The organism is Flintibacter muris (genome assembly GCF_943192995.1).
GTDB lineage: Bacteria > Bacillota > Clostridia > Oscillospirales > Oscillospiraceae > Lawsonibacter > Lawsonibacter muris.
Genome location: NZ_CALPCP010000042.1, coordinates 1 through 18,426, shown reverse-complemented (window position 1 = coordinate 18,426; position 18,426 = coordinate 1). Strand labels below are relative to the sequence as shown.

The window sequence follows — 18,426 nt, the reverse complement described above, 5'->3', positions numbered from 1 at the left end:
GTTTTCCTCCATATCAGTCGAATAAATTGATTTGTCTGGGCAGATACAGCCCACGCTCGTCCATGTCGTAGTTGGCAATGAAGACCTCGGAAAACTGGCAGTTGGGATCATATCGCTGTTTGATGTTGTTCAACCTGGTTACCGCCTCAATCTGGATGCCCGGGGCGTTGTAAAGGTCACGGACAAAGGCGTCGTCATTGTATGACAGCAGGAACTTTCCATCTATGTCCAGCAGAGCATCCCGCAGGCGGATGTGATCCTTCTCTGTAAATCCACCCTCCCCAATGTTCTGGTAATACCCTTCAGTGGAGTGATAGGGCGGATCGCAGTAAAACAGGCTGTCCTCCCGGTCGTAGTGGTGGATGAGCCGTGCAAAGTCCTGATTCTCCACCACTACATCCTTCAGCCGACGGTGGGCCTGCTGGATCAGCGGGAAATTGGCCCACATATCGTGGGGCTGGCTTCCGAAGCTCTTGAGACCGGAGGCGTAGCTGTGCCGGATGATTTGATAGAACCAGGCCGCTCTTTGGATATCTGTGGCGGGCCGGCGCGTGTCCAGGGCTCTGCGTATCCGGTCAAAATCCTCGCGGGAGTTGAGGACATATTCCAGGGCGTTGATGAGCAGGTCTGGCTTGTCCCGCACGCATCGGTACAGGTTGGCCAGCAGACCATTGAAATCGTTATAGACCTCAAAGTCCCTGCGGGGCGGCTTGTGGAACAGCACCCAACCGCCCCCTCCGAAGACCTCGATGTACCGGGAATAGTTCAGGGGGAATCGTTTGACCACCGCCTCGCGCAGAGCTTTCTTCCCGCCTACCCAGCTCATAAAGCTGTTCAGGGGGGATCACCTCCAGCGCAGCCAGTCTCGCTGAATTTTTCCAGCGCCGTTTCCAGACCGGCGATGGCCTTCTCCAGGCCAGTGACCATCTGTCTCAGCTGGCGGATGGTGGTGTAGACCTCGCCGGCGGTGGCGGCGTAGAAGTAGCCCTGCCGGTCGCTGGCAATGGGGACGCCCTTCCGCCTGAGCCGGTTGACCAGCTTGCGCAGGTCCGTGCCGCTCAGACCCAGCGCCTTCTCCAGTTCCGCGCCGCCTACCCGGTATTTCCTGCCGGAACAGGCCCCCTTCAGGTAGCTCAAAAGTCGTTCTTCTCTCATGATTTGCTCCTTTCCCGGGGCCGCTTTCCCGAAAAAGGACATAAAAAACAGGGGCCGCTGATTCCTCTCGGAAAAACGGCCCCTGATGGTATATTTATAGTCGTATGCGTTTAGGCGAGTGTCTGGTTGGTCAGCGGGATTGCATCAATTCTCTCTCTGTCCCGCCTACATTTAGTCGTTCGGTCATTTCACAGCGGGATATTCAATCACAACAGTGGAGATTTTGGGAGATATCCAGAGCGAATTTCGGGCTGCAGCAATCCTCATAATATTACTTCATCTCCATTCCACCCTGACGGGGCATATTCTCCGCTGACAGGACTGGCTGGTGATCCTCACGCTCAATCAGCCCGTATGGAGTCAAAACGCCGCCGCATTTTTCAATCAGCGCCTGTCCATACGAATACAGGTTCAAATGAGGGGTAAGCGTTTCCACAGCTTCAGCGCAGAGGACAACAGACAGCTCCCCCTTCGCCACTTCGATGGGGGAGCTGTACCGCGGGGAGAAGATGTAGTTGTCCAGAGAGTCCATAAGCGTTTCGGCACTCCGAAGGTCCTTGCAGTCCGTGGCTTCCAGAAGGGCTTTATATGCGGTCAGGGCCTGCGGCTCCAGATCCGCCAGCCCCTGTGCCATTTGGTTGAGGAAGTCAATCCCCTCCTCAGTGTCGGAGATTATGTCTGCCAGCGCGGGGGCACAGCAGTCCAGACAGCTCCAGCCCACCTCCCGCCAGTCCCAGGCCTCCACAGCCTCTAATACGTTGTCCAGTTTCTCTTGCGAGGCGGGCAGCTTCAGCTTGACGTTCTTGCCGCTGTCATAGCCAGCATCGTCAAAGGAACCCTTTGACACTTCCAGCAGGATGGCGTAGTCCGGTTGCCGGGGAAGAAAATCCATTGTTTTGCTCACGGGGTGGACTTCTGAATGCTGTTCTACATAACCGAAGGATGTAAGCACGCTGCCCTCAAGTTCCCGGTGCGTCTTGCCGATCTGCGCGAAGTCCAGCAGCTCAATCGCTTCGTCTGACAGTTCCTGTGCTCCTGGGAGAAATCCGTTTTCCGCAAGAAATCTGCCCAGTTTATAGTCGGTATCGGCATCCTCCTCCACATAGCAGCAGTCCGCGCTGTAGGCAAAGTCAATGAGCGAGAGGAGTGGAATGGGAAGTTCCCCTTTCTGCATGTTCATTCCAACCAGGCCCTCAAAGACGGCCATTGCCCGTGTATCCGTCTCGTTGACCTCATCCAGTCTCCTGGCCAGTGCGTTAAGCTGATAGAGGTCCGGCAGTTCCGCAATACATTTCTCCAGGTAGCTGAACGAATCAGGATAGCTTAGGATCTCCAGTTCAGTCTTTTGGCCGGGTTCCAGCTGCAGGCGCTCCGCCATATCCAACAGCTCGTAATCCCTGGCGGGAAGCTCCAGTTCCTCGCAGCTGTGAAAACCGTTGGATATGCAGACACGGAATATCTTACCCAAGGGTCATCCCTCCCGTCAGCTGTGGAGTCTGCTCATAGGTCCTGGGATCAGCGGCGGGGGAATCCCAGCCATGGATGCAGCCGCCCAGCATAGCATGTTCCTGAGCCTTGCTGATGCCACGGCATTGATTGCGGTAGTCCGCCATGTGCCGGTTCAGGCCGGGCTTTTTACTGCTGTGCTTCGATACCTGATAGCTGGCGCCTTTCGTAATGCAGATCAGGGAATCATCCTCCGGCAACACAGAGAAGCACATATCCGGGAGCCGCTCAGCGAAATGGGGATCAAAGCGGTCCTGTTCCGGCATGATGCTCCAGTCCTTGCTCTGCCACAGGTGGACGTACAGTTCACAGCCATCTCCGATGCCGATATTGCGCTGCTCAAAGCCCTCGCCCCAGCCGTCCGACATCTGCCCGCCCAGATAATCGGCCAGAGTGTCCAGCTCCGCGGGAGTAAGCGTCTCTGTTACCTTGCACTCCGCTACCGTCCAGAGCCGGCCTTCCCGTTCCTCTATGGTGAATAGAACGGATTGAACCTTGCGATCCACGGCATCATCTTCTCCGTACCAGTGCATAATGCCGCGCTCCGCTTCTTCCGGCATCCGTTCCCGAATCAGGGCGGCCAGGATGCTGTCCGCGTAGTCACGAAGATCCCGCCCGTCCAGAAGGATACCACCCTCATCCATGCCGCCGTATCCATCCGACTCAAAGAGGTCAGCGGTCACGGGTGCGTACAGCTTCAGCGTCTGGAGGTGCTGGGGCAGGACAGAGAAGCTGTCCACCCCCAGCACCAGATTCAGGCTGCGGCCGCTGTCCCAGTTCACCAGGAAGTGGCCGGCGTCGTCGATACCCTTCAGCGTCCCCATGCTCCCAGGCTCCACCGGGCAGGGGGCATCCTTCATCTCTCTGAGTTTGATCCGGCTGCCCTGCGGGAACTGCTGGCGCAGGAACTCCAGCCATTCTTTCGGTATCCGGTCCATTTACATCCCCTCCATTTTTATATCGGTTTGCGGCCCATGCCTCTGTGGGGGACCGCCCTCACGGGCCTTTTGAATATCCGGACAGTCGGAGAACCAAATTGTGTGGTGAGACTTCAGATGGAATTCCACAGCGCCCGGTTCCAGATACTTTTCGCACAAGCGGGGAAAATGCGCCTCAACCTCACTCCATTCGTAGGGGTAGTCGACGCCTTCTCCATAGGTAATACCTTTTTTTAACTCCGCCACCAGTGCTTTGTATGCGTCCGGGTCCGTGTTGTCATAGGCATCCTTGCCGGTCAAATGCTTCATTGTTTCGTTTCCAATGTAGGACAATTCCTCGAACTGGCAGCCTCCATAGGCTTCCACATCCGCCAGAGAGTCCGGATCGGCCAACGCGGCCAGGTAGACTTCCTTGCCCTGGGCGATGAGCCATGCACGGAAGTCGATGAAACTGTCGTCTGAGCAGCCGTTTTCGCACATCAGCGAGGCAGCGGTCCACAGCCCATACTGATATGATAAACTCATGTACCCGTTCAGAATGTTGTGGAAGTCCTGTGTCTGCTGGGGGCCGCGGGCAATGAGCTGACTGGTCAGCCAATTGATGGATGAGCCCATATTCTGACCGCATTCCTTCTTTGCCCCGGCGATCAGCTCCCAGAAATCGGCCTTGCTCATTTCCGTCCCAGCAAGCAATTCGTCAATGGTATTGCGGCGGGTGTTCTCACACTGGACCGGCGCTGTCTGTTCTCTGTTATCCAAGCTGCATTCCTCCCATTCCAATATGTTCCGCCATATCCTCAGCCTGGATAGGCGGAGTCTCATAAATCGTATTTTTTCCGTAGGTAATCCTGGTGATGTCCTCAGCTGTATAATTGGCGCTGCGGCCAAACAGCCGCTCAAACTCGCGGCGGTCCTGTGCGGGAATATCATAGGTGCTGTAATAATTCCTATGGCCTGTCAGGGAGTTTGCCGCCGTCTTGAAAGTCAGTTCCATGCCATCTTTCTCAACCGTAACGGTCACCGTTTTAGCGCCGCTGGCTTTTAACGCCTCTGTGATGGCTTTCATTCGGTGGATGGGATTTTCGGTATCCTGCATCAGCGCCTGATATTCCGCTAACAGAGCGTCATCTTTCAGAAATTGCAGGAGAAACTTCTCCTGATTGATTTTGATATGCTGATCCGCCTCTGTCTCAATGAAGCCCTCCGGGTCCTGGAGCCAGGCCATAAAAGCGGCCTCCGGCAGTTCATTCAGAATATAGTCGCTGTGGAACTGCTCATCTGGCGCCTGGTTGGCAAAAATTTGGCAGATTACCGTTTCTTTGGCGCCGTAGTCCTGATAATACTGAAGATCGCGCTTCGCTTGTCCGCTGAAGACTATCTGTGTGGGGAGGTTGCTCCGGTCATTCGCGATGATCTCCTCCACGCGCTGATTGATTTTGGCGCATATTTCATCCACCATAGAGGGGATGGCCCTGGCCGCAAACGGGGCCTGCCCGTCTGTAAGAATAGTTGACAGGCCCTTCGTCAGATACAGTGTCTTTTTTCCGATGTCGTGTACACCGCAAAACGTCAGGCCGTTTTTCCAGGAGATACAGCCATCTGCTTCCACGGCAGTCTGGTACAGATAGTCAACCGGCTTTTTTTCGATTTTGAGGAGCATCGTGACGGCTTTCTCGCCCGTGCAGATTGTCAAAGGCGCGTTTCCCCAGTCCAGCCACCGCTGGAAATCATTACGGGAAACCGTACATTGAACAAGGTCTTTCATCAGGTGATTCCCCCCATCGTCATGCCGGTACCACCGTAGTCCTCGATCTGGCGGGGATTCTCCTCACCATACAGGTCGCAGAGCATATCGTCCACGGCTTTGCGGACCTCCGGGTCATCGGTCAGGGTTTCACAGCGGAAGCCGGTGGCGGCATGGCAGGGCAGCTCCTCACGGACGGCCTGGAGATATTTCTCCGGGTCAGTATAGTTCCACCGTTCCCCGCTGGCGAAGGTGACCCGCCCGACAGCCGGGCTTTCGTCCAGTACCTGCCGGAGACGGGCGGCAGCCTCCGCCGTCACCGGGTCATCCTTGAATTCGTCCATCCTCAGTCGGTCCTCTGACAGCCACTCCCGGCCATCCCAATGGATGGCCAGATCCACCGCGGCGATGCCGTCCTTGGTGACCCCCAGCCGCTTGTCCTCGCAGTCAAGACCGGCGTATAACTGCATGGCCCCCTCCAGCGGGAGCTGGTGGGTCACTTGCCGCTCAGGCGTGTTGATGTGTTCGATCACATACCACTCATAGCTATGGGGGAGTGTGGGATCAGCGGCGTTTTGGAGCGCCTGGAGTCCTTTTTCCGTCAGACCCATCTGCTGAGCCTGCTTGTCGAAGCAGCTGAGATAGCACTGATAGTCGCCCTCTATGGGATTGCAACGCAGGCGGTAGAGATACCGTCCCGTCTCCAGCGTGAAGCCGTAGTTCTGGCAGCAGGAGCCGCCGGCAATGGCTCCCTTACTGCCATAGCAGTACCGCCGCATGGAGGGGAGGTCTTTCAGGACGCCCTTGCGGAGATCGTTCACCACCTTGTCCAGCTCATCCCGGAACTCCTGGGTGTTCAGCTCCTCGGGGCCTCTGGGCCACCAGGTATGGTAGAAGCCCTCGCGTCCCTTGTGTCCGAAGTCGATGCGGACATGGCCGATGGCCCCCAGCTCCTCATCCTTCTCCGGCGTCTGAGCATAAAAAAGCCCCGCATCCTCGGGGGATGCGGGGCACAGCTGATGGCGGATAGGCGTTTCAGGGCAGCGGATCTTTTCCTCAGCACAGAACTCCGTCAAGCTGGGATTTGTACCGGTCATCTGGAACATATCCTTGATCAGCCGGAACTGAGAGCCACCCTTTTTCAGCGGCAGACAGGAGAGGATCGAGCCGGCATGGTTTTCCTCCGCCATATCCACCAGTGCGTGGGGTTCGTCCGGGTGGCGGGCAGTACCCCGCAGGTCGTAGCAGTACCAGCCCTGGGGCACGTCCTCGCGGGGGATGGGCTGGGCACTGAACAGCACCGGGGTTCCGAACAGGCGGGCGCCCAGCAATTTATCCCTGTAGATATTGATTTGCAATGGTTTCATCCCTTTCTTCTGATTTTGCAGCAAACACAAATACCACAACTTCGGCAAGAAGTCCAGCAGAACTTTTTACAGCATGGACTGTCCGATTTCCGGTTCAGGAGGAAAGGGGCTGCTCAGCCGGCGCACCAGACCAAACTCCGTCCGCCGGACGCCGTCCTCCGCCATGGAGTCTCTGCCCAACTGGGCAAAGTCCATATACCCGTCGATGGTGTCAATGAGCTCATCATCTGCCCCGATGCGGCAAAGTACCTGCCTTCCATATTCCCGTTCGCTGTCGGAGATCAGCTCATAGTCTTCGATGTCGATGGCTATATCAAGGGCCCCGGTGAAGGTGGAAGGCTGCTCCACCTCCAGCGCGGCACAATATTTCATGATCTCGCCGTCTGTTTTGAGACTCTGGAGACAGTGCGCCATCTCATTGGCGTCCTCCACACTGATGCAGTCCATGGGGATCAGCTGGCCCAAACAGGATACTGTGTAGTCAATGCCGGCGATCACCGCCTGGGAAAAGTCCTCGATCTCCAGCGCCCTTTTTGCCTGCTCCAGTTGTTCCACAGAGGCAGGAAGGATAAGGGTATCGCTCTGCTCCAAGGACATAAGCGTCAGGACAACGGCCCTTGGCGCTTCTTCCTGCACCGGAGCTTCTTCCCGACGTTTGACAAAGCCATGGGCCGTATATGCACCCCCAAGAGTGTTCCGCTGCTCCGCACCGATTTTGGCATAGTCCAGATAGGGCCGAGTTTTCTCGGGAAATGAGAATTTCCCGGTAATGAAAGAAGTATCTACAAGAAAATGCCCCAAATCCTCATCTGTCCTGATCTGGGGAAAAAGTTCGTACTGCTCCAGGCTGTCTGTGATGTGCAGAACGTCATCCAGGTTTGCCGCTCGTTCCAGAGCCAAGGCTCCGCTGAGGAGCTTCAGCGTTTCGTCGCTCATATTGTCTATTACCTCAGCCAATCGGTTAAGGTTCTGAATCCCAGCTTCTGTATTCAGGTCATCGACCTTCACGCGCCCAGTGAGAAGCTGTGCCGGACCCTCTCCGCTGACGCTGCGTACCACGCCGTAGCTTTTACCGAACTCCTCCAGACCTCTCATTTCTGTCTGGACTGTCTCTAAGGTCGTTGGGAAAATGATATCCGTTTTCTCGGAGTCGAGGATACCCTTCCGAATTTGAAGCATCATCAGCAAAGCCCTCCCATCTGGTGACCCTGTTCCCGCTGATACTTCTCTGTGGGGTCCTCCGTCATCAATTCCTCCAGACTCATGGTACCATGGTAGGCCACATAGCCGTATTCGTTGAATTGCCCATCTTCCAGCTGGAGCTGCTGTTCACCATACTGCTTGTAGTTATAGAAGCTATCCAGATTTTCGTCAAACTCAAAGCGGCCAGATTCCTGGATCATGTATCTGCCGTATTCCTCTGGGGTTTGAACGCAGGGAACAAAATCGAACTGATCCAGATTCTGCACCAGCGCATAAACCTCATCGATGTCACGGGGGCCTGCCATCAACACCACTGCGTTCAGCTTCTCCATGTCCGCCTCCGTCAGCGGCTCTATTACTCGGCACATCCGGTTCAGGGCCGGGAGATCGTCACCGCTCAGATGCTCAATATCCAGTGCCTTATCCACTTTTTCCGGCAGTTCATTGCAGTCGATGCGTATCTGGACATCATGTGGCGAGGTGACACCAATGCGGAGCAGTGTCCGTTCAATTTGGTGTTCCGCGGCAGGGAGGTACAGATACTCCGGATTCTTTCCCTCCGCAAGCCCCCGCTTCGGCGTGACCTCCAGCACCATAAAAAGGCCATCATAAGGATATACGGGAAACTGATGTCCGTTGTAGACCGGCTCCAGCTTCATGCCGTTATCGTAGACCACGCCGAAGGGGGTGACTGTTTCGCCGCCGCCCTGTATGAGCTGGAGGGCGTCTTTTCTGCCATCGACGGCTTGGTATTGATCCATGGGCATCGCTCCGCCGTTCATTGTAATGGCGTGATTTTTCCCGATCTGCTCCAGGTCAGAAAAGTCTGTGATAACCGTTGTCCGCTGGCAGCAGTATGTCAGGTTGATAAAGTCAGTAATGTCGTTCAACCCCAGCTTGTGGGCCATGGCCTGAAACTGACTGACCTCGCCGGAGCAGAAGCCGTCCAGCCGTTTCGCCAGGTAGTCCAGCTGATGGCCGTTCTGGATGGGTCCATCATCATCCGCTCCAGCGCCGCCAACCGGGTATCCCTCATAAAATATCGTGTCATATTCTTTTTGTTCTCCTTTTGATAGTTCCAATTCCCCCAAAAAAGGAAAAAGGCGCTGCCCTTTTTTCAGGGAAACGGCCTTTATTGATACCAATCCAGTTGTCTGAGTGTCCTACCGCAGGATATTTACAGCCTTAACATAACTGACCTCCCATCTGCGGCCCCTGCCAGTTTGATTCTGCGTGAGTGTCCTTTATCAGCTCCTCCAGCGGAGTCGTGCCCAGGTATGCCACATAGCCGTACTCATTGAATTGCCCGCCTTCCTGCTGGATTTGCTGCTCGCCATACTGCCCAACTCATCCGATTAAGCGCAGGAAGATCACTGCCGCTCAGGTGGTCCGGGCTTTCCCCCTCTGCCAGCCCCTGTTCACGGAAAAATCCAGGTCAATTGCCTGGAGCATCTCAATGGTCTTATTGTACTGGTCAACGGGAATGGGGAAGGAGATAGTAACCTGACCGCATTCCGGATGCTGGGTATTGCTCAGCGCCGCTTGGATCACATAATTCATACGCTGCCCTCCTTGTTGTTAGTTGCCGTTCCCCCAAAAAAGAAAAAAGGCTCTGCCCTTTTTCAGGGAAACGGCCTTTACTGGTACAAATATTAGCTTTTAGCTGAACTGCATTCCACCGTCTTCCGGAGCTTCGATATTCTGCTCCTGGTCGAGAAGCTCACCTAGATTCGGAATACTGAGCTCGATCTGATCTATGATGGATTGCAGGCATTTCCCCTGCTCATCCGTGATGGAGTATAGGCCTGCCTGCACTTCGACACTGCAATGGTATATCTCTATCAACTGCTTTTGATCAAAAAGGGCACTGCGGGGGATGAGGCCTGAGCGGGTGGCAAAGTCCCGCTTGGCGGCAGTGTAGCTGTCCGCACCTCCGCCGGGACCGTAGTAGTGTCCGCTCCCCAGGGAAGTCCGATCAGATGACCGCTCCCATGTAACGAATTGAACGCCATACCTGGTAGGGTGGCCCGCCAGAACTACGCCGTTGAAATCCGCCAGCTGGCTCATATACTCGGCAGTGGCTTTGGTGATGGAGTTCACTCTGTCCAGAGCGGCGCTCCTGTAGTCATCCGCTACATCCTCTCTCCAGTACCTTACCGTGCCGGTATCCAATGCGAGGCAGAGCCGTTGGCCGTCCAGCTCCACCGGCAGGAGACCCTCATCCGTTTCCGGTTTCACAACGAAGCCCGCATGCTGGAGATTGAGGGTCAGTTCTCTGAAATAATTGCTCATTGTTGTAGTTCCTCCTTATTTTCTTTGTAAATTGAAAAAGGGCCCTGGTTTTTTGATATAAAATCATTAAACCAAGACCCTGATAACGATATTAGTTTTGAGACGGGGGAAAGTATCTGCCTGATTCTGCTTTTAATAAGATAGTTTGGATCAGATGTCCGCCCCAGTTTCTATAAAGTAAGAACTCATATAGTTGTTGGCTATATGAGTTCTTGGTTGTGGTGGAGATAAGCGGGATCGAACCGCTGACCTCCTGAATGCCATTCAGGCGCTCTCCCAGCTGAGCTATACCCCCACATATAATTTTGGTGTAATAAGGTGATTTTAGGCTTGTTTTCTCAAAAAAGCGTGGTAATTTGTGCGATATCGGTTAGGTTGATCATTTCGTCAACCTAATCGCCTTCATCGCACTTCGTGCGATGAAGGCGACGAAATTTTTAATGTGGAAAATTTAGAGTCTAATCTTCCCTTATAGACAAACAGGACGAGAAATTGTCATAATGAAGAGATATTTTTACTAAATGGAGGCTTCATTATGCAGACATTATCATCCCTAATCGCTGATTATCTTGAGGTTGGTAAGTATGAAAAACAGTTGTCCCCAGATACGATAAAAGCGTATCGCATTGACCTGCGGCAGTTTCTGGAGTTTACAGGAGATGTTTGGCCAGATAAAGAAGTGTTAAGTCAGTACATTAAGCACATCAATCAGACCTTTGCTCCTCGCTCTGTAAAACGCAAACTTGCAAGTGTGCGCGCTTTCTATTATGAGATGGAGCTGTGTGGCAAACTGAAAGAAAATCCTTTTGAAAAACTTCATATTCGAATCCGATCGCCGAAGCAACTCCCTCGCATTATCCCAGATCAGGTTGTACAAAATCTTCTGCAAAGCGCCTATGATTCCTACATGCCAGGTTGTCGAGAAACGTTGCGGGACATCGTGGTTCTGGAGCTTCTATTCAGCACTGGCCTTCGTGTTTCGGAGTTGTGCGCGTTGTCAAAAGATACCTTCCAATTGAGCGACAACGAGCTTCGCCTTTTAATTAATGGAAAGGGTAGAAAAGAACGCATCATTCAAATTACGACAAAAGAACTTCTCCAACTTCTCAAAGTTTATTATAGAGAATTTTCCGAGGAAATTGATGATCAGGGTGCCATATTGATTAACCGAAGAGGATGTCCGCTTTCTCCACAGTCAGTCCGGAGGATTATTCATAAATATTTGAAGCAAATTGGAGTAGAAAACCATATAACACCCCACATGTTCCGCCATACATTTGCTACATCTTTGCTGGAGGCTGGAATGGATATACGGTACATTCAGTCTCTGCTTGGCCATAGTTCTATTTCTACCACGCAAATTTATACTCATGTATCCGCTCGGCAGCAGACTCTCCTGTTAGCGGAAAAACATCCCAGAGGAAAAATGACATTCTCGCTTTGTTGAACACGGAAAGGCCACCTATTCTGGTGGCCTTTCCGTGTTCAACAGATAATACTAAATTATCTGGTGTTCATGATAAAACAAAATTGTCTGACGCAACTGCAATCTTCACAGGTGATAAAATAGAGCTGAGTTCAAAGAAAAACATTGCTCAGTTTAAATGAAGATGATTGAATTTTAGAACGATCAAAGCCAATGCCGAGAGGAAGTGACACGATGTCCAAAAGCCGATTAGATCCATGCTTTAGACGCTTGGTGCAAAGCTTGAGAGACAATTCAACCAGCTCCTCCAGGATTACAGTAATGATTGGTGCAGGTTGCTCTTTAACTTCTTCAAAAAAAGATGTAACTACATACGGGATTATTAAATCATTAGTCGGCAAATTTTCTGCCAACGGGAGCGCACCAGATAATTGGGTTGACCTATACAAACGTTTTGTCAATGATGTTTGGGAGGGTCAAGGGAACCGAAACAGGACTCGTCTGTTGGAGGAATCCTTTTCCGACATGACTCCGTCCGTGGGATATCAGATTTTGCGGTGGCTGATTGAAAATTCTTACGTGAATGATATTGTGACAACGAACTTTGACCTCATGATTGATACTGCATTAAACGGTCTGTCTTACCGGCTGATCGTAGGGAGTCATGAGGAAGTCGTTGGAACTTACCCTACGTTTACCCTAATTAAGGCTCATGGTGACCTGCGATTAGGTGATCTTCGATTTGCTCCCAACGAATTATCTAAGCTTCCAGAGAAATTGAGCCAGGAAATACATGATTTGTCCGCAGCCACAATTTTGGTTGTCGGCTATCGTGGGCAAGATATTGGACTGTTGAATTCTTTGGACGCATCCGGAGAGTACAATGCATATTGGGCTGACCCGGTAATACCAGACCGGTTGAATACTTACGAAACAGGTCAAATCTATACTTGGCTAGCGAGTCGAAATTCAGACAAAAATTTCTTATATGGCGATGAGCTCGGAAAATTTGATGAGTTATTTCAGGCGCTCAAGGAGGAATTAATTGCGTTAAAAGACCAGGATCTTGCTCCACGCACCGGGCAATTCTACGAAATATGGAAAAATAATATTATTTTTGAACACTTTCAGCTGAATAGACGATTTTTACATATTTTTGAACACTTACATGAGCTCCTGGAATTAGAAATACAAAATTCACCGTGGCGTATTACTCAACCTTATTTTGCGACAGATTGGAAAAGCCTTTTGCTGGAAGTACAAAAAATTATGCAAGGGAGCATGCTGCCAAAAGAGTTGACGCTTTCCGTTAGTAATGAAATTGATGCGCTTTTGTTTTCGTTTGCATGCTCAGTCCGAATCATATGTCAGGGATACCCGTACCAGGCAAAAGAACTCATTGAAGCTATACGGATAAAATATGAAGCAAAAAAGTACAGCACCACAGTAGGAAAAGAATTTTGGTCTGCTGCGGTAATATTAAGCGAAGCCGGGTTCGACAACGGCAGTGAAAAACTGGTGTTTGATGATCCTATCCGGTTTTATTTTGACAGAGATGGCAATCTTCAAACAGTATTAAGGAATATTGATTTGGATGACATATACCATCTGCTTTCGGCAATTCTCCTGATTCTGTTATTTATGCCTACTAGTGCAGACACGGGTGAAACGTTAGTTCCGCTTCAAAATAAAAGGATTTTGGAAAAATATTTGTACGGTATTAGCAGTAATAGCGGCCTAATTCGGTTAGAGATGCTGAAAATGCCTTTAGACGCGTATACAAATATTTATCACACCCTGCTGAAAAATTTCTTTTTGCAGTCTGAAATTGGCACCGAGTATATACTGTACCATGATATGCTCCGGGTCTCTTTTCCTGTGGAAAAGACCCAGGTAATTCCCAAAAGAAGTATTTGGGAAGCCTTGCTGTCCCAGGCACAGGAAAGTTCTGACAAATTTTTTCGAGATTTCATTCCGGAACAGGTTGTTGTCTTGCGGCATCTCCAATTCTTCTTTGAGTTTTTGAACACACCAAACAGTGGACTGTTTATCATCGGAAACAGTGGCGCCGGAAAAACCACTTCTCTCCAGCTGTGGCTTTCCCGGTTGGATCCATCAGAGTATTTAATTTATCCTGTTTGCGGACGGGATATAAATGGCTTGGACATCAACATTACAGAAAAAATTGGTCAACTACACTTTACAGAAATGATGCTGGAACAGCGTCAGCAGATGCTTCTTCTTGTTTTTGACGCAATTAACGAGCTGCGTGGTACCTTTTCCGAATGTTTAAAATTCTACAGGGAATTACTGGGCTTCTGCGATAAGCTGGTTAAAGAGAACATCTCTAGAATAAAACTTGTTATTTCATGCCGCAGTGATTTTTATTCGCAGTTGAAAAAAAGCAGTGGTTTAGAGCCCTCAACCAATTCCTTTTATGTTCCGGATACGGGGACGGAACCGCAAACCGTACTTCAGCTCGCACCTCTAAGTGACAATGAGGTTATCCGGTTTACTGAGCTGTATCATCTGGAAGAAAACGGAATTCATATTGGCAGTCTCACCCATAACTTTGGAGAACTCATTTATTTGCCAATTAACCTTAAAATTATTTGTGATGTGTGCAGCAACGGAGTCAAACCTGAAAACGATCTGGGCTATCCGGACATTTATGATGCTTGGTTTCATATGCTGATTCAGGCGGCAGCTAAAGATGCCTTAACCGAAGAATTGTTGCAAACAGTGGTGTTTAAGACTATTTATTACAGGTACTTCGAGGAATCGGACGCGGGACCATTTACACACAGATTATCCGCTGACCTATCTACCCGATACCCAATGGTACTGGCCGCATTTGAATGGCTGACTGCGCACAAAGTATTTCATAAGAGCGCGGATAACCCCAATTTAATACAGTTTTCTCATGATCGTTTGGAAGAGCACTTTTTTAGCCAATATGTCCTGGAGCATTACAGAACACAGCTTGCTGGTATTGATCAAAGCTTGGCTGCGGGAAAAATAGACAGCCCAATTGTCAGACGTGGCCTGAGTGTAGTTATTGCCAATATTTTTCATGCAGACCGGCTTACCTTTACGACAACTCTAGTCACCGTAAATCGAAACGGCAATCATCAGTTGCTCTTATTGTGGATCGATACAATTCTACAAATTATGGAAAACCACACACAGGATGCAGTATCATTTTTGAAAGACCTTGAGCAGTATGTACTCAAAGGCGAATTTGCCGAGTTCTTACAGACTATCATGCTTCAAATTCGCCACGGATTAGATGACATGACAGAAATCTGCGTCGGTGTGGTAGACGCAATGGAAGAAGTTTTAAATCGGAGCAACGCAAATGAAAATCTCTCACTCAAGGTCTTGGCATACTATTTGAAGGCAAAGCAGCGTTTTCTCTTTCCGGGGACAGATGATAAACTAGCCTTTTCGTCTGCGCTTACTTTATGTAAACAGGCGGATGCCTACACTACAAATAGTATTCCGGATAGCTTGACTGATGATTTGCATACTCTTGAAGCGCTTTTACTACAAAACCAGGGACAACTCAATGAGGCAATCACATTGATGGAAGCTTGTTGTCAACGCCAATCGAGTCATTCTATGTACGATCTCGCCTGTTTGTCCGCGCTGCATTTAGGGGCCATGTATCGGGAGATGACACGGTTTGACGACGCCTTAGCGTTATATGACTCATTTGATGCCAATACAATTACAAATCCTGAATACTATTACCGTCTGTTAATGAATACCGGAATTATTTACAAGAACAAAGTGCAAAACGCCTTGTTTTCCGGTCAAAAATGTACTGAAATAAATCTTCAGCATTATCAAAGTGCGCTGGATAATTTCAACATGGTCTGTGAATATGCTGAACACTATGATAATGTTAAGTTGCGTTTGGAAATCTACGCAGAACATGTGGAATTGGCTTGTATTGCATACTATCTCGATCTTGGAACTATCAAACAGGCTGCGGAATGGGTCGGAAAAATGGATCAATTGCTGCCCAGGTATTCTGTACCTGTGGAGCGGATTCAATGTCATCGGATGTGGGCCAGGGTCCTGGTGCTTGAGCGGAACTTTTCAAAAGCGCTTGAGCATTTGGAACGTGGATTTTCTATTGCGGTCGATTATAACATCCCGTTTCGGGCCGCAGACTGTTGCAATCAGATTACAGGAATGATCTGTGATATTGTCAATGAACATATATTCGTCACGAAAGAAGTGTTAGACAAGGGCCTCTACTACGGTGACTATGCCATCCAATACTATAAGAAGCTGAACAATCATAATCACAGATATCTCCAAGACTCTCTAGCCAAATATGAACGGATACAGACCGCAATGTCCGAGTGCTGAATCAAAAGCCCAACGGTTTCATAATTGAGGATGGAAGGGCTTCCAGAAAAAAATGAGGAAGCGATATACCGGTTCGCTTGGAAAATACGGCCACAAGTATAGCCAAAAGCTGTTCTATTTGTACCTCTCCGGTACTCGTATAAGGATACATGTAGTTTGCGCCCAAAGCAGGTATGGTATTTGCGTCAATCAAATACAGCTTCTGCTTCTCATCCGCCAAAATATCAAATCTGGAGTAATCTCTAAGCGCAAACCCTTCAGCAAGTTTTTTTCCACATTCCGAAAGCCTCTGCGCTAAGGCGGGATCAGAGACTTTTTTGTAAGCTATGGGACGTTTGTTAATGTTCATCCTTTTGCTGTCATATGAGTATATTTCAAATGAGTTGCCAACAGGCTCCAGCGCAGTAGGGCAGATAAGTACATGAGGACTGTTTCCAGTAACGGATACTGTATATTCTTTTCCTGTTTCAAGGTAGTGCTCCAGCAAAATTTCGGTAAGTGTAGGAAATTGCCGGAATACCCGGTCAATTATTTCAGCTGCTCCGTCTACGGAATATGCCACAGATTCTTTTGTGATACCGACAGACGCTGAGAGTGTATTTGGTTTTACTATAACGGGATAAGGCACCCCTTCTGTCAACCGCAACGCGGATGGCCATCGATGTTCCCATAGTATTCGTGTAATAATAGCGGCAGGCAGTCCCATACCGGAACGGTGTCCTGTTAGCGCCTTATCATTCAATAGCAGCTGTGTGTATAAATCGCTTCCAATATATTCTTGTTTGTGGTACAGCAAAATTTGATACAGTGTTGCATTAAATAAAATAGGGTCTTTTTCATGATGCGAAGAATCGAAAACAACCGCCGGAAATACGCAATCGTACCCCTTCGAAATTATTTTTTGCTCAATTTCATAAAGAGCACAGTCATTACATAATTCCGCATACATATCTGGAAATGAATTAATGTACCTTACCTGACTGATTATTTTTTCATTATATGTGGGGGCCAAGTAGCTTGACGTTAGTACTAAAATTCGCATACTATCCCTCTATTTCTCTGATGCTACACTGAATATTTTATGTATGGCCTGCTCTTGTATCGTAAAGAAGTCGATTTGGATTTTCTCGGACGGAATCTGTGAAACAATTTGCCGTATGTATCTGTTGTGAATTGAAGGGATATAGGCAGGATGCTCTGTAACGATTTGGATGTAATTCAAACATCTTTTATAGATGGCCCTGGTAACTGCCGGGTGGATAATATGTTCGTGTTCAATCGTGTGCAGCATATCAAGTGCACGATCCAAGGGGATGCTGCAATCTTTTAAGTTGCTGGATGCGGACGGGTTGGTTTTTCGGTAATAGTAGTGGTACTCGTTGCTCCATACGAGCTTCTCCGCACAGCACATAGAGGATATGAAGAAAGGGTTGTCCGTCCACGCTGCGCCTGGCGCCTCGACAAATCGGAGTTTCCGATCCTCAAGAAATTTTCTTTTATAAATAGCCGACCATACCGACGGATGGTATAGAAGCAAATCTGGATATTCCTCTATCTTAAATGGAACTAAATGGGAGGGAAGTTGTGAGGAGGCAGAAGATTTCAACTGATGTGTTCCATCCGGGTTATCGTAGTATTCATAATATGCGCACTTGACGATATCTGCATTGCCGCTTTTTACAGCCAAATTATAAAGTGTTTCAAAGCAAACCGGGTCGATAAAATCGTCCGGTTCCACGATTCCAATATATTGGCTTGTCGCGCAACTGAACCCACAGTTTATTGCTGCTCCATATCCCTTATTGCTCTGACTAATAATGGATATTCTGGAATCCGTATGCGCAAAGTGCTGTAATATGTCAAGTGATCGATCAGTACTTCCATCATTGACGCATATAACTCGAATATCTGGCAGACTTTGGTTTACAATAGATTTTAAGCACTGTTCCAGATAAGGTTCCACATTATATGTAGGAACTATTATATCAATCTTTGAATCCATCCCTCTTATTCCTCCTCATTCCCGCAGTGTCACTGCAATGAACACCAGATAATTTAGTATTATCTGCCTATATTTTACTTCAATTTCTTACAAACTTCAACCCCATTTTTCTATATTCCTATATTACTTATCATAGCGCCCTATTAGGCTCCGAAAAAGGGCGCTGACTTTGTAAAAGCCAACGCCCTTAATACATATTCAGATTTAGAAAAGAGGAAGGGTACCTTCCATTTCCATAAACATTCCAGTGAAATAATTGGTGGATCAGGTGTCCGCCCGTCCAGAGTTGCGTAAAATAAGGACTCATATAGTTATTGGCTACATGAGTCCTTGGTTGTGGTGGAGATAAGCGGGATCGAACCGCTGACCTCTTGAATGCCATTCAAGCGCTCTCCCAGCTGAGCTATACCCCC

Annotated in this window: 15 protein-coding genes and 2 tRNA genes; 2 read left to right on the top strand and 15 right to left on the bottom strand. The window is 49.3% G+C overall.

The window, feature by feature from the left end:
- Nucleotides 1-13 precede the first annotated feature (13 nt).
- The 12 genes from NFS22_RS19695 to NFS22_RS19640 all read right to left on the bottom strand — a co-directional run bounded on the left by NFS22_RS19695 (nucleotide 14) and on the right by NFS22_RS19640 (nucleotide 10,500).
- Complete coding sequence (locus NFS22_RS19695; protein WP_251319428.1) at nucleotides 14-826, bottom strand: DNA adenine methylase; 813 nt, start codon at nucleotides 824-826, stop codon at nucleotides 14-16.
- 8 nt (nucleotides 827-834) lie between these two features.
- Nucleotides 835-1,155: a helix-turn-helix domain-containing protein gene (locus NFS22_RS19690; RefSeq protein WP_251319427.1), complete on the bottom strand. Its 321-nt coding sequence runs from the start codon at nucleotides 1,153-1,155 to the stop codon at nucleotides 835-837.
- Between the two features lie 271 nt (nucleotides 1,156-1,426).
- Entirely contained in the window at nucleotides 1,427-2,623 is a 1,197-nt protein-coding gene (locus NFS22_RS19685; RefSeq protein ID WP_251319426.1) for a hypothetical protein, read from the bottom strand.
- Nucleotides 2,616-3,599: a DUF4314 domain-containing protein gene (locus NFS22_RS19680; RefSeq protein WP_251319425.1), complete on the bottom strand. Its 984-nt coding sequence runs from the start codon at nucleotides 3,597-3,599 to the stop codon at nucleotides 2,616-2,618. The genes NFS22_RS19685 and NFS22_RS19680 overlap by 8 nt, the downstream gene beginning before the upstream one ends.
- Entirely contained in the window at nucleotides 3,600-4,358 is a 759-nt protein-coding gene (locus tag NFS22_RS19675; RefSeq protein ID WP_251319424.1) for a DUF4240 domain-containing protein, read from the bottom strand.
- Nucleotides 4,351-5,364 carry a hypothetical protein gene (locus NFS22_RS19670; RefSeq protein ID WP_251319423.1) on the bottom strand — a complete coding sequence of 338 codons (1,014 nt, stop codon included), beginning with the start codon at nucleotides 5,362-5,364 and terminating at the stop codon, nucleotides 4,351-4,353. Before NFS22_RS19670 ends, NFS22_RS19675 begins: the two co-directional genes overlap by 8 nt.
- Nucleotides 5,364-6,710 carry an LPD28 domain-containing protein gene (locus tag NFS22_RS19665; RefSeq protein WP_251319422.1) on the bottom strand — a complete coding sequence of 449 codons (1,347 nt, stop codon included), beginning with the start codon at nucleotides 6,708-6,710 and terminating at the stop codon, nucleotides 5,364-5,366. Before NFS22_RS19665 ends, NFS22_RS19670 begins: the two co-directional genes overlap by 1 nt.
- Before the next feature lie 66 nt (nucleotides 6,711-6,776).
- Nucleotides 6,777-7,892 (bottom strand): antirestriction protein ArdA, encoded by a 1,116-nt coding sequence (locus tag NFS22_RS19660; protein WP_251319421.1) that lies wholly within the window; start codon nucleotides 7,890-7,892, stop codon nucleotides 6,777-6,779.
- Complete coding sequence (locus NFS22_RS19655; RefSeq protein WP_251319420.1) at nucleotides 7,892-8,995, bottom strand: antirestriction protein ArdA; 1,104 nt, start codon at nucleotides 8,993-8,995, stop codon at nucleotides 7,892-7,894. Before NFS22_RS19655 ends, NFS22_RS19660 begins: the two co-directional genes overlap by 1 nt.
- Before the next feature lie 298 nt (nucleotides 8,996-9,293).
- Nucleotides 9,294-9,473, bottom strand: a complete 180-nt coding sequence (locus NFS22_RS19650; protein ID WP_251319419.1) for a hypothetical protein — start codon at nucleotides 9,471-9,473, stop codon at nucleotides 9,294-9,296.
- 99 nt (nucleotides 9,474-9,572) lie between these two features.
- Nucleotides 9,573-10,205, bottom strand: a complete 633-nt coding sequence (locus NFS22_RS19645; RefSeq protein ID WP_251319418.1) for a hypothetical protein — start codon at nucleotides 10,203-10,205, stop codon at nucleotides 9,573-9,575.
- Nucleotides 10,206-10,424: 219 nt separating this feature from the next.
- Nucleotides 10,425-10,500 (bottom strand) — tRNA-Ala (locus tag NFS22_RS19640).
- A gap of 240 nt (nucleotides 10,501-10,740) precedes the next feature.
- Between NFS22_RS19640 and NFS22_RS19635 the strand changes: the two genes are divergently transcribed.
- Together NFS22_RS19635 and NFS22_RS19630 are read left to right on the top strand one after the other, a co-directional pair.
- A complete protein-coding gene (locus NFS22_RS19635; protein WP_251319417.1) occupies nucleotides 10,741-11,652 on the top strand; it encodes a tyrosine-type recombinase/integrase in 912 nt (303 codons plus the stop codon).
- A 213-nt stretch (nucleotides 11,653-11,865) separates the two neighbouring features.
- Complete coding sequence (locus NFS22_RS19630; protein WP_251319416.1) at nucleotides 11,866-16,011, top strand: hypothetical protein; 4,146 nt, start codon at nucleotides 11,866-11,868, stop codon at nucleotides 16,009-16,011.
- A 1-nt stretch (nucleotide 16,012) separates the two neighbouring features.
- On the opposite strand, the gene NFS22_RS19625 is transcribed toward NFS22_RS19630, so the two are convergent.
- The 3 genes from NFS22_RS19625 to NFS22_RS19615 form a co-directional block, all read right to left on the bottom strand.
- On the bottom strand, nucleotides 16,013-17,053 hold the full coding sequence (locus NFS22_RS19625) for a D-alanine--D-alanine ligase family protein (RefSeq protein ID WP_251319415.1): 1,041 nt from the start codon (nucleotides 17,051-17,053) through the stop codon (nucleotides 16,013-16,015).
- Between the two features lie 9 nt (nucleotides 17,054-17,062).
- The gene (locus NFS22_RS19620) at nucleotides 17,063-18,013 is read right to left on the bottom strand and encodes a glycosyltransferase family 2 protein (RefSeq protein ID WP_251319414.1); all 951 of its coding nucleotides are present in this window, start codon (nucleotides 18,011-18,013) and stop codon (nucleotides 17,063-17,065) included.
- A 337-nt stretch (nucleotides 18,014-18,350) separates the two neighbouring features.
- A tRNA-Ala gene (locus NFS22_RS19615) sits at nucleotides 18,351-18,426 on the bottom strand.

Coding starts and splice junctions, on each gene's coding strand:
- NFS22_RS19695 (WP_251319428.1), bottom strand. CDS start 826: ATGAGCTGGGTAGGCGGGAAGAAAGCTCTGCGCGAGGCGGTGGTCAAA.
- NFS22_RS19690 (WP_251319427.1), bottom strand. CDS start 1,155: ATGAGAGAAGAACGACTTTTGAGCTACCTGAAGGGGGCCTGTTCCGGC.
- NFS22_RS19680 (WP_251319425.1), bottom strand. CDS start 3,599: ATGGACCGGATACCGAAAGAATGGCTGGAGTTCCTGCGCCAGCAGTTC.
- NFS22_RS19670 (WP_251319423.1), bottom strand. CDS start 5,364: ATGAAAGACCTTGTTCAATGTACGGTTTCCCGTAATGATTTCCAGCGG.
- NFS22_RS19665 (WP_251319422.1), bottom strand. CDS start 6,710: ATGAAACCATTGCAAATCAATATCTACAGGGATAAATTGCTGGGCGCC.
- NFS22_RS19660 (WP_251319421.1), bottom strand. CDS start 7,892: ATGATGCTTCAAATTCGGAAGGGTATCCTCGACTCCGAGAAAACGGAT.
- NFS22_RS19650 (WP_251319419.1), bottom strand. CDS start 9,473: ATGAATTATGTGATCCAAGCGGCGCTGAGCAATACCCAGCATCCGGAA.
- NFS22_RS19645 (WP_251319418.1), bottom strand. CDS start 10,205: ATGAGCAATTATTTCAGAGAACTGACCCTCAATCTCCAGCATGCGGGC.
- NFS22_RS19635 (WP_251319417.1), top strand. CDS start 10,741: ATGCAGACATTATCATCCCTAATCGCTGATTATCTTGAGGTTGGTAAG.
- NFS22_RS19630 (WP_251319416.1), top strand. CDS start 11,866: ATGTCCAAAAGCCGATTAGATCCATGCTTTAGACGCTTGGTGCAAAGC.
- NFS22_RS19625 (WP_251319415.1), bottom strand. CDS start 17,053: ATGCGAATTTTAGTACTAACGTCAAGCTACTTGGCCCCCACATATAAT.
- NFS22_RS19620 (WP_251319414.1), bottom strand. CDS start 18,013: ATGGATTCAAAGATTGATATAATAGTTCCTACATATAATGTGGAACCT.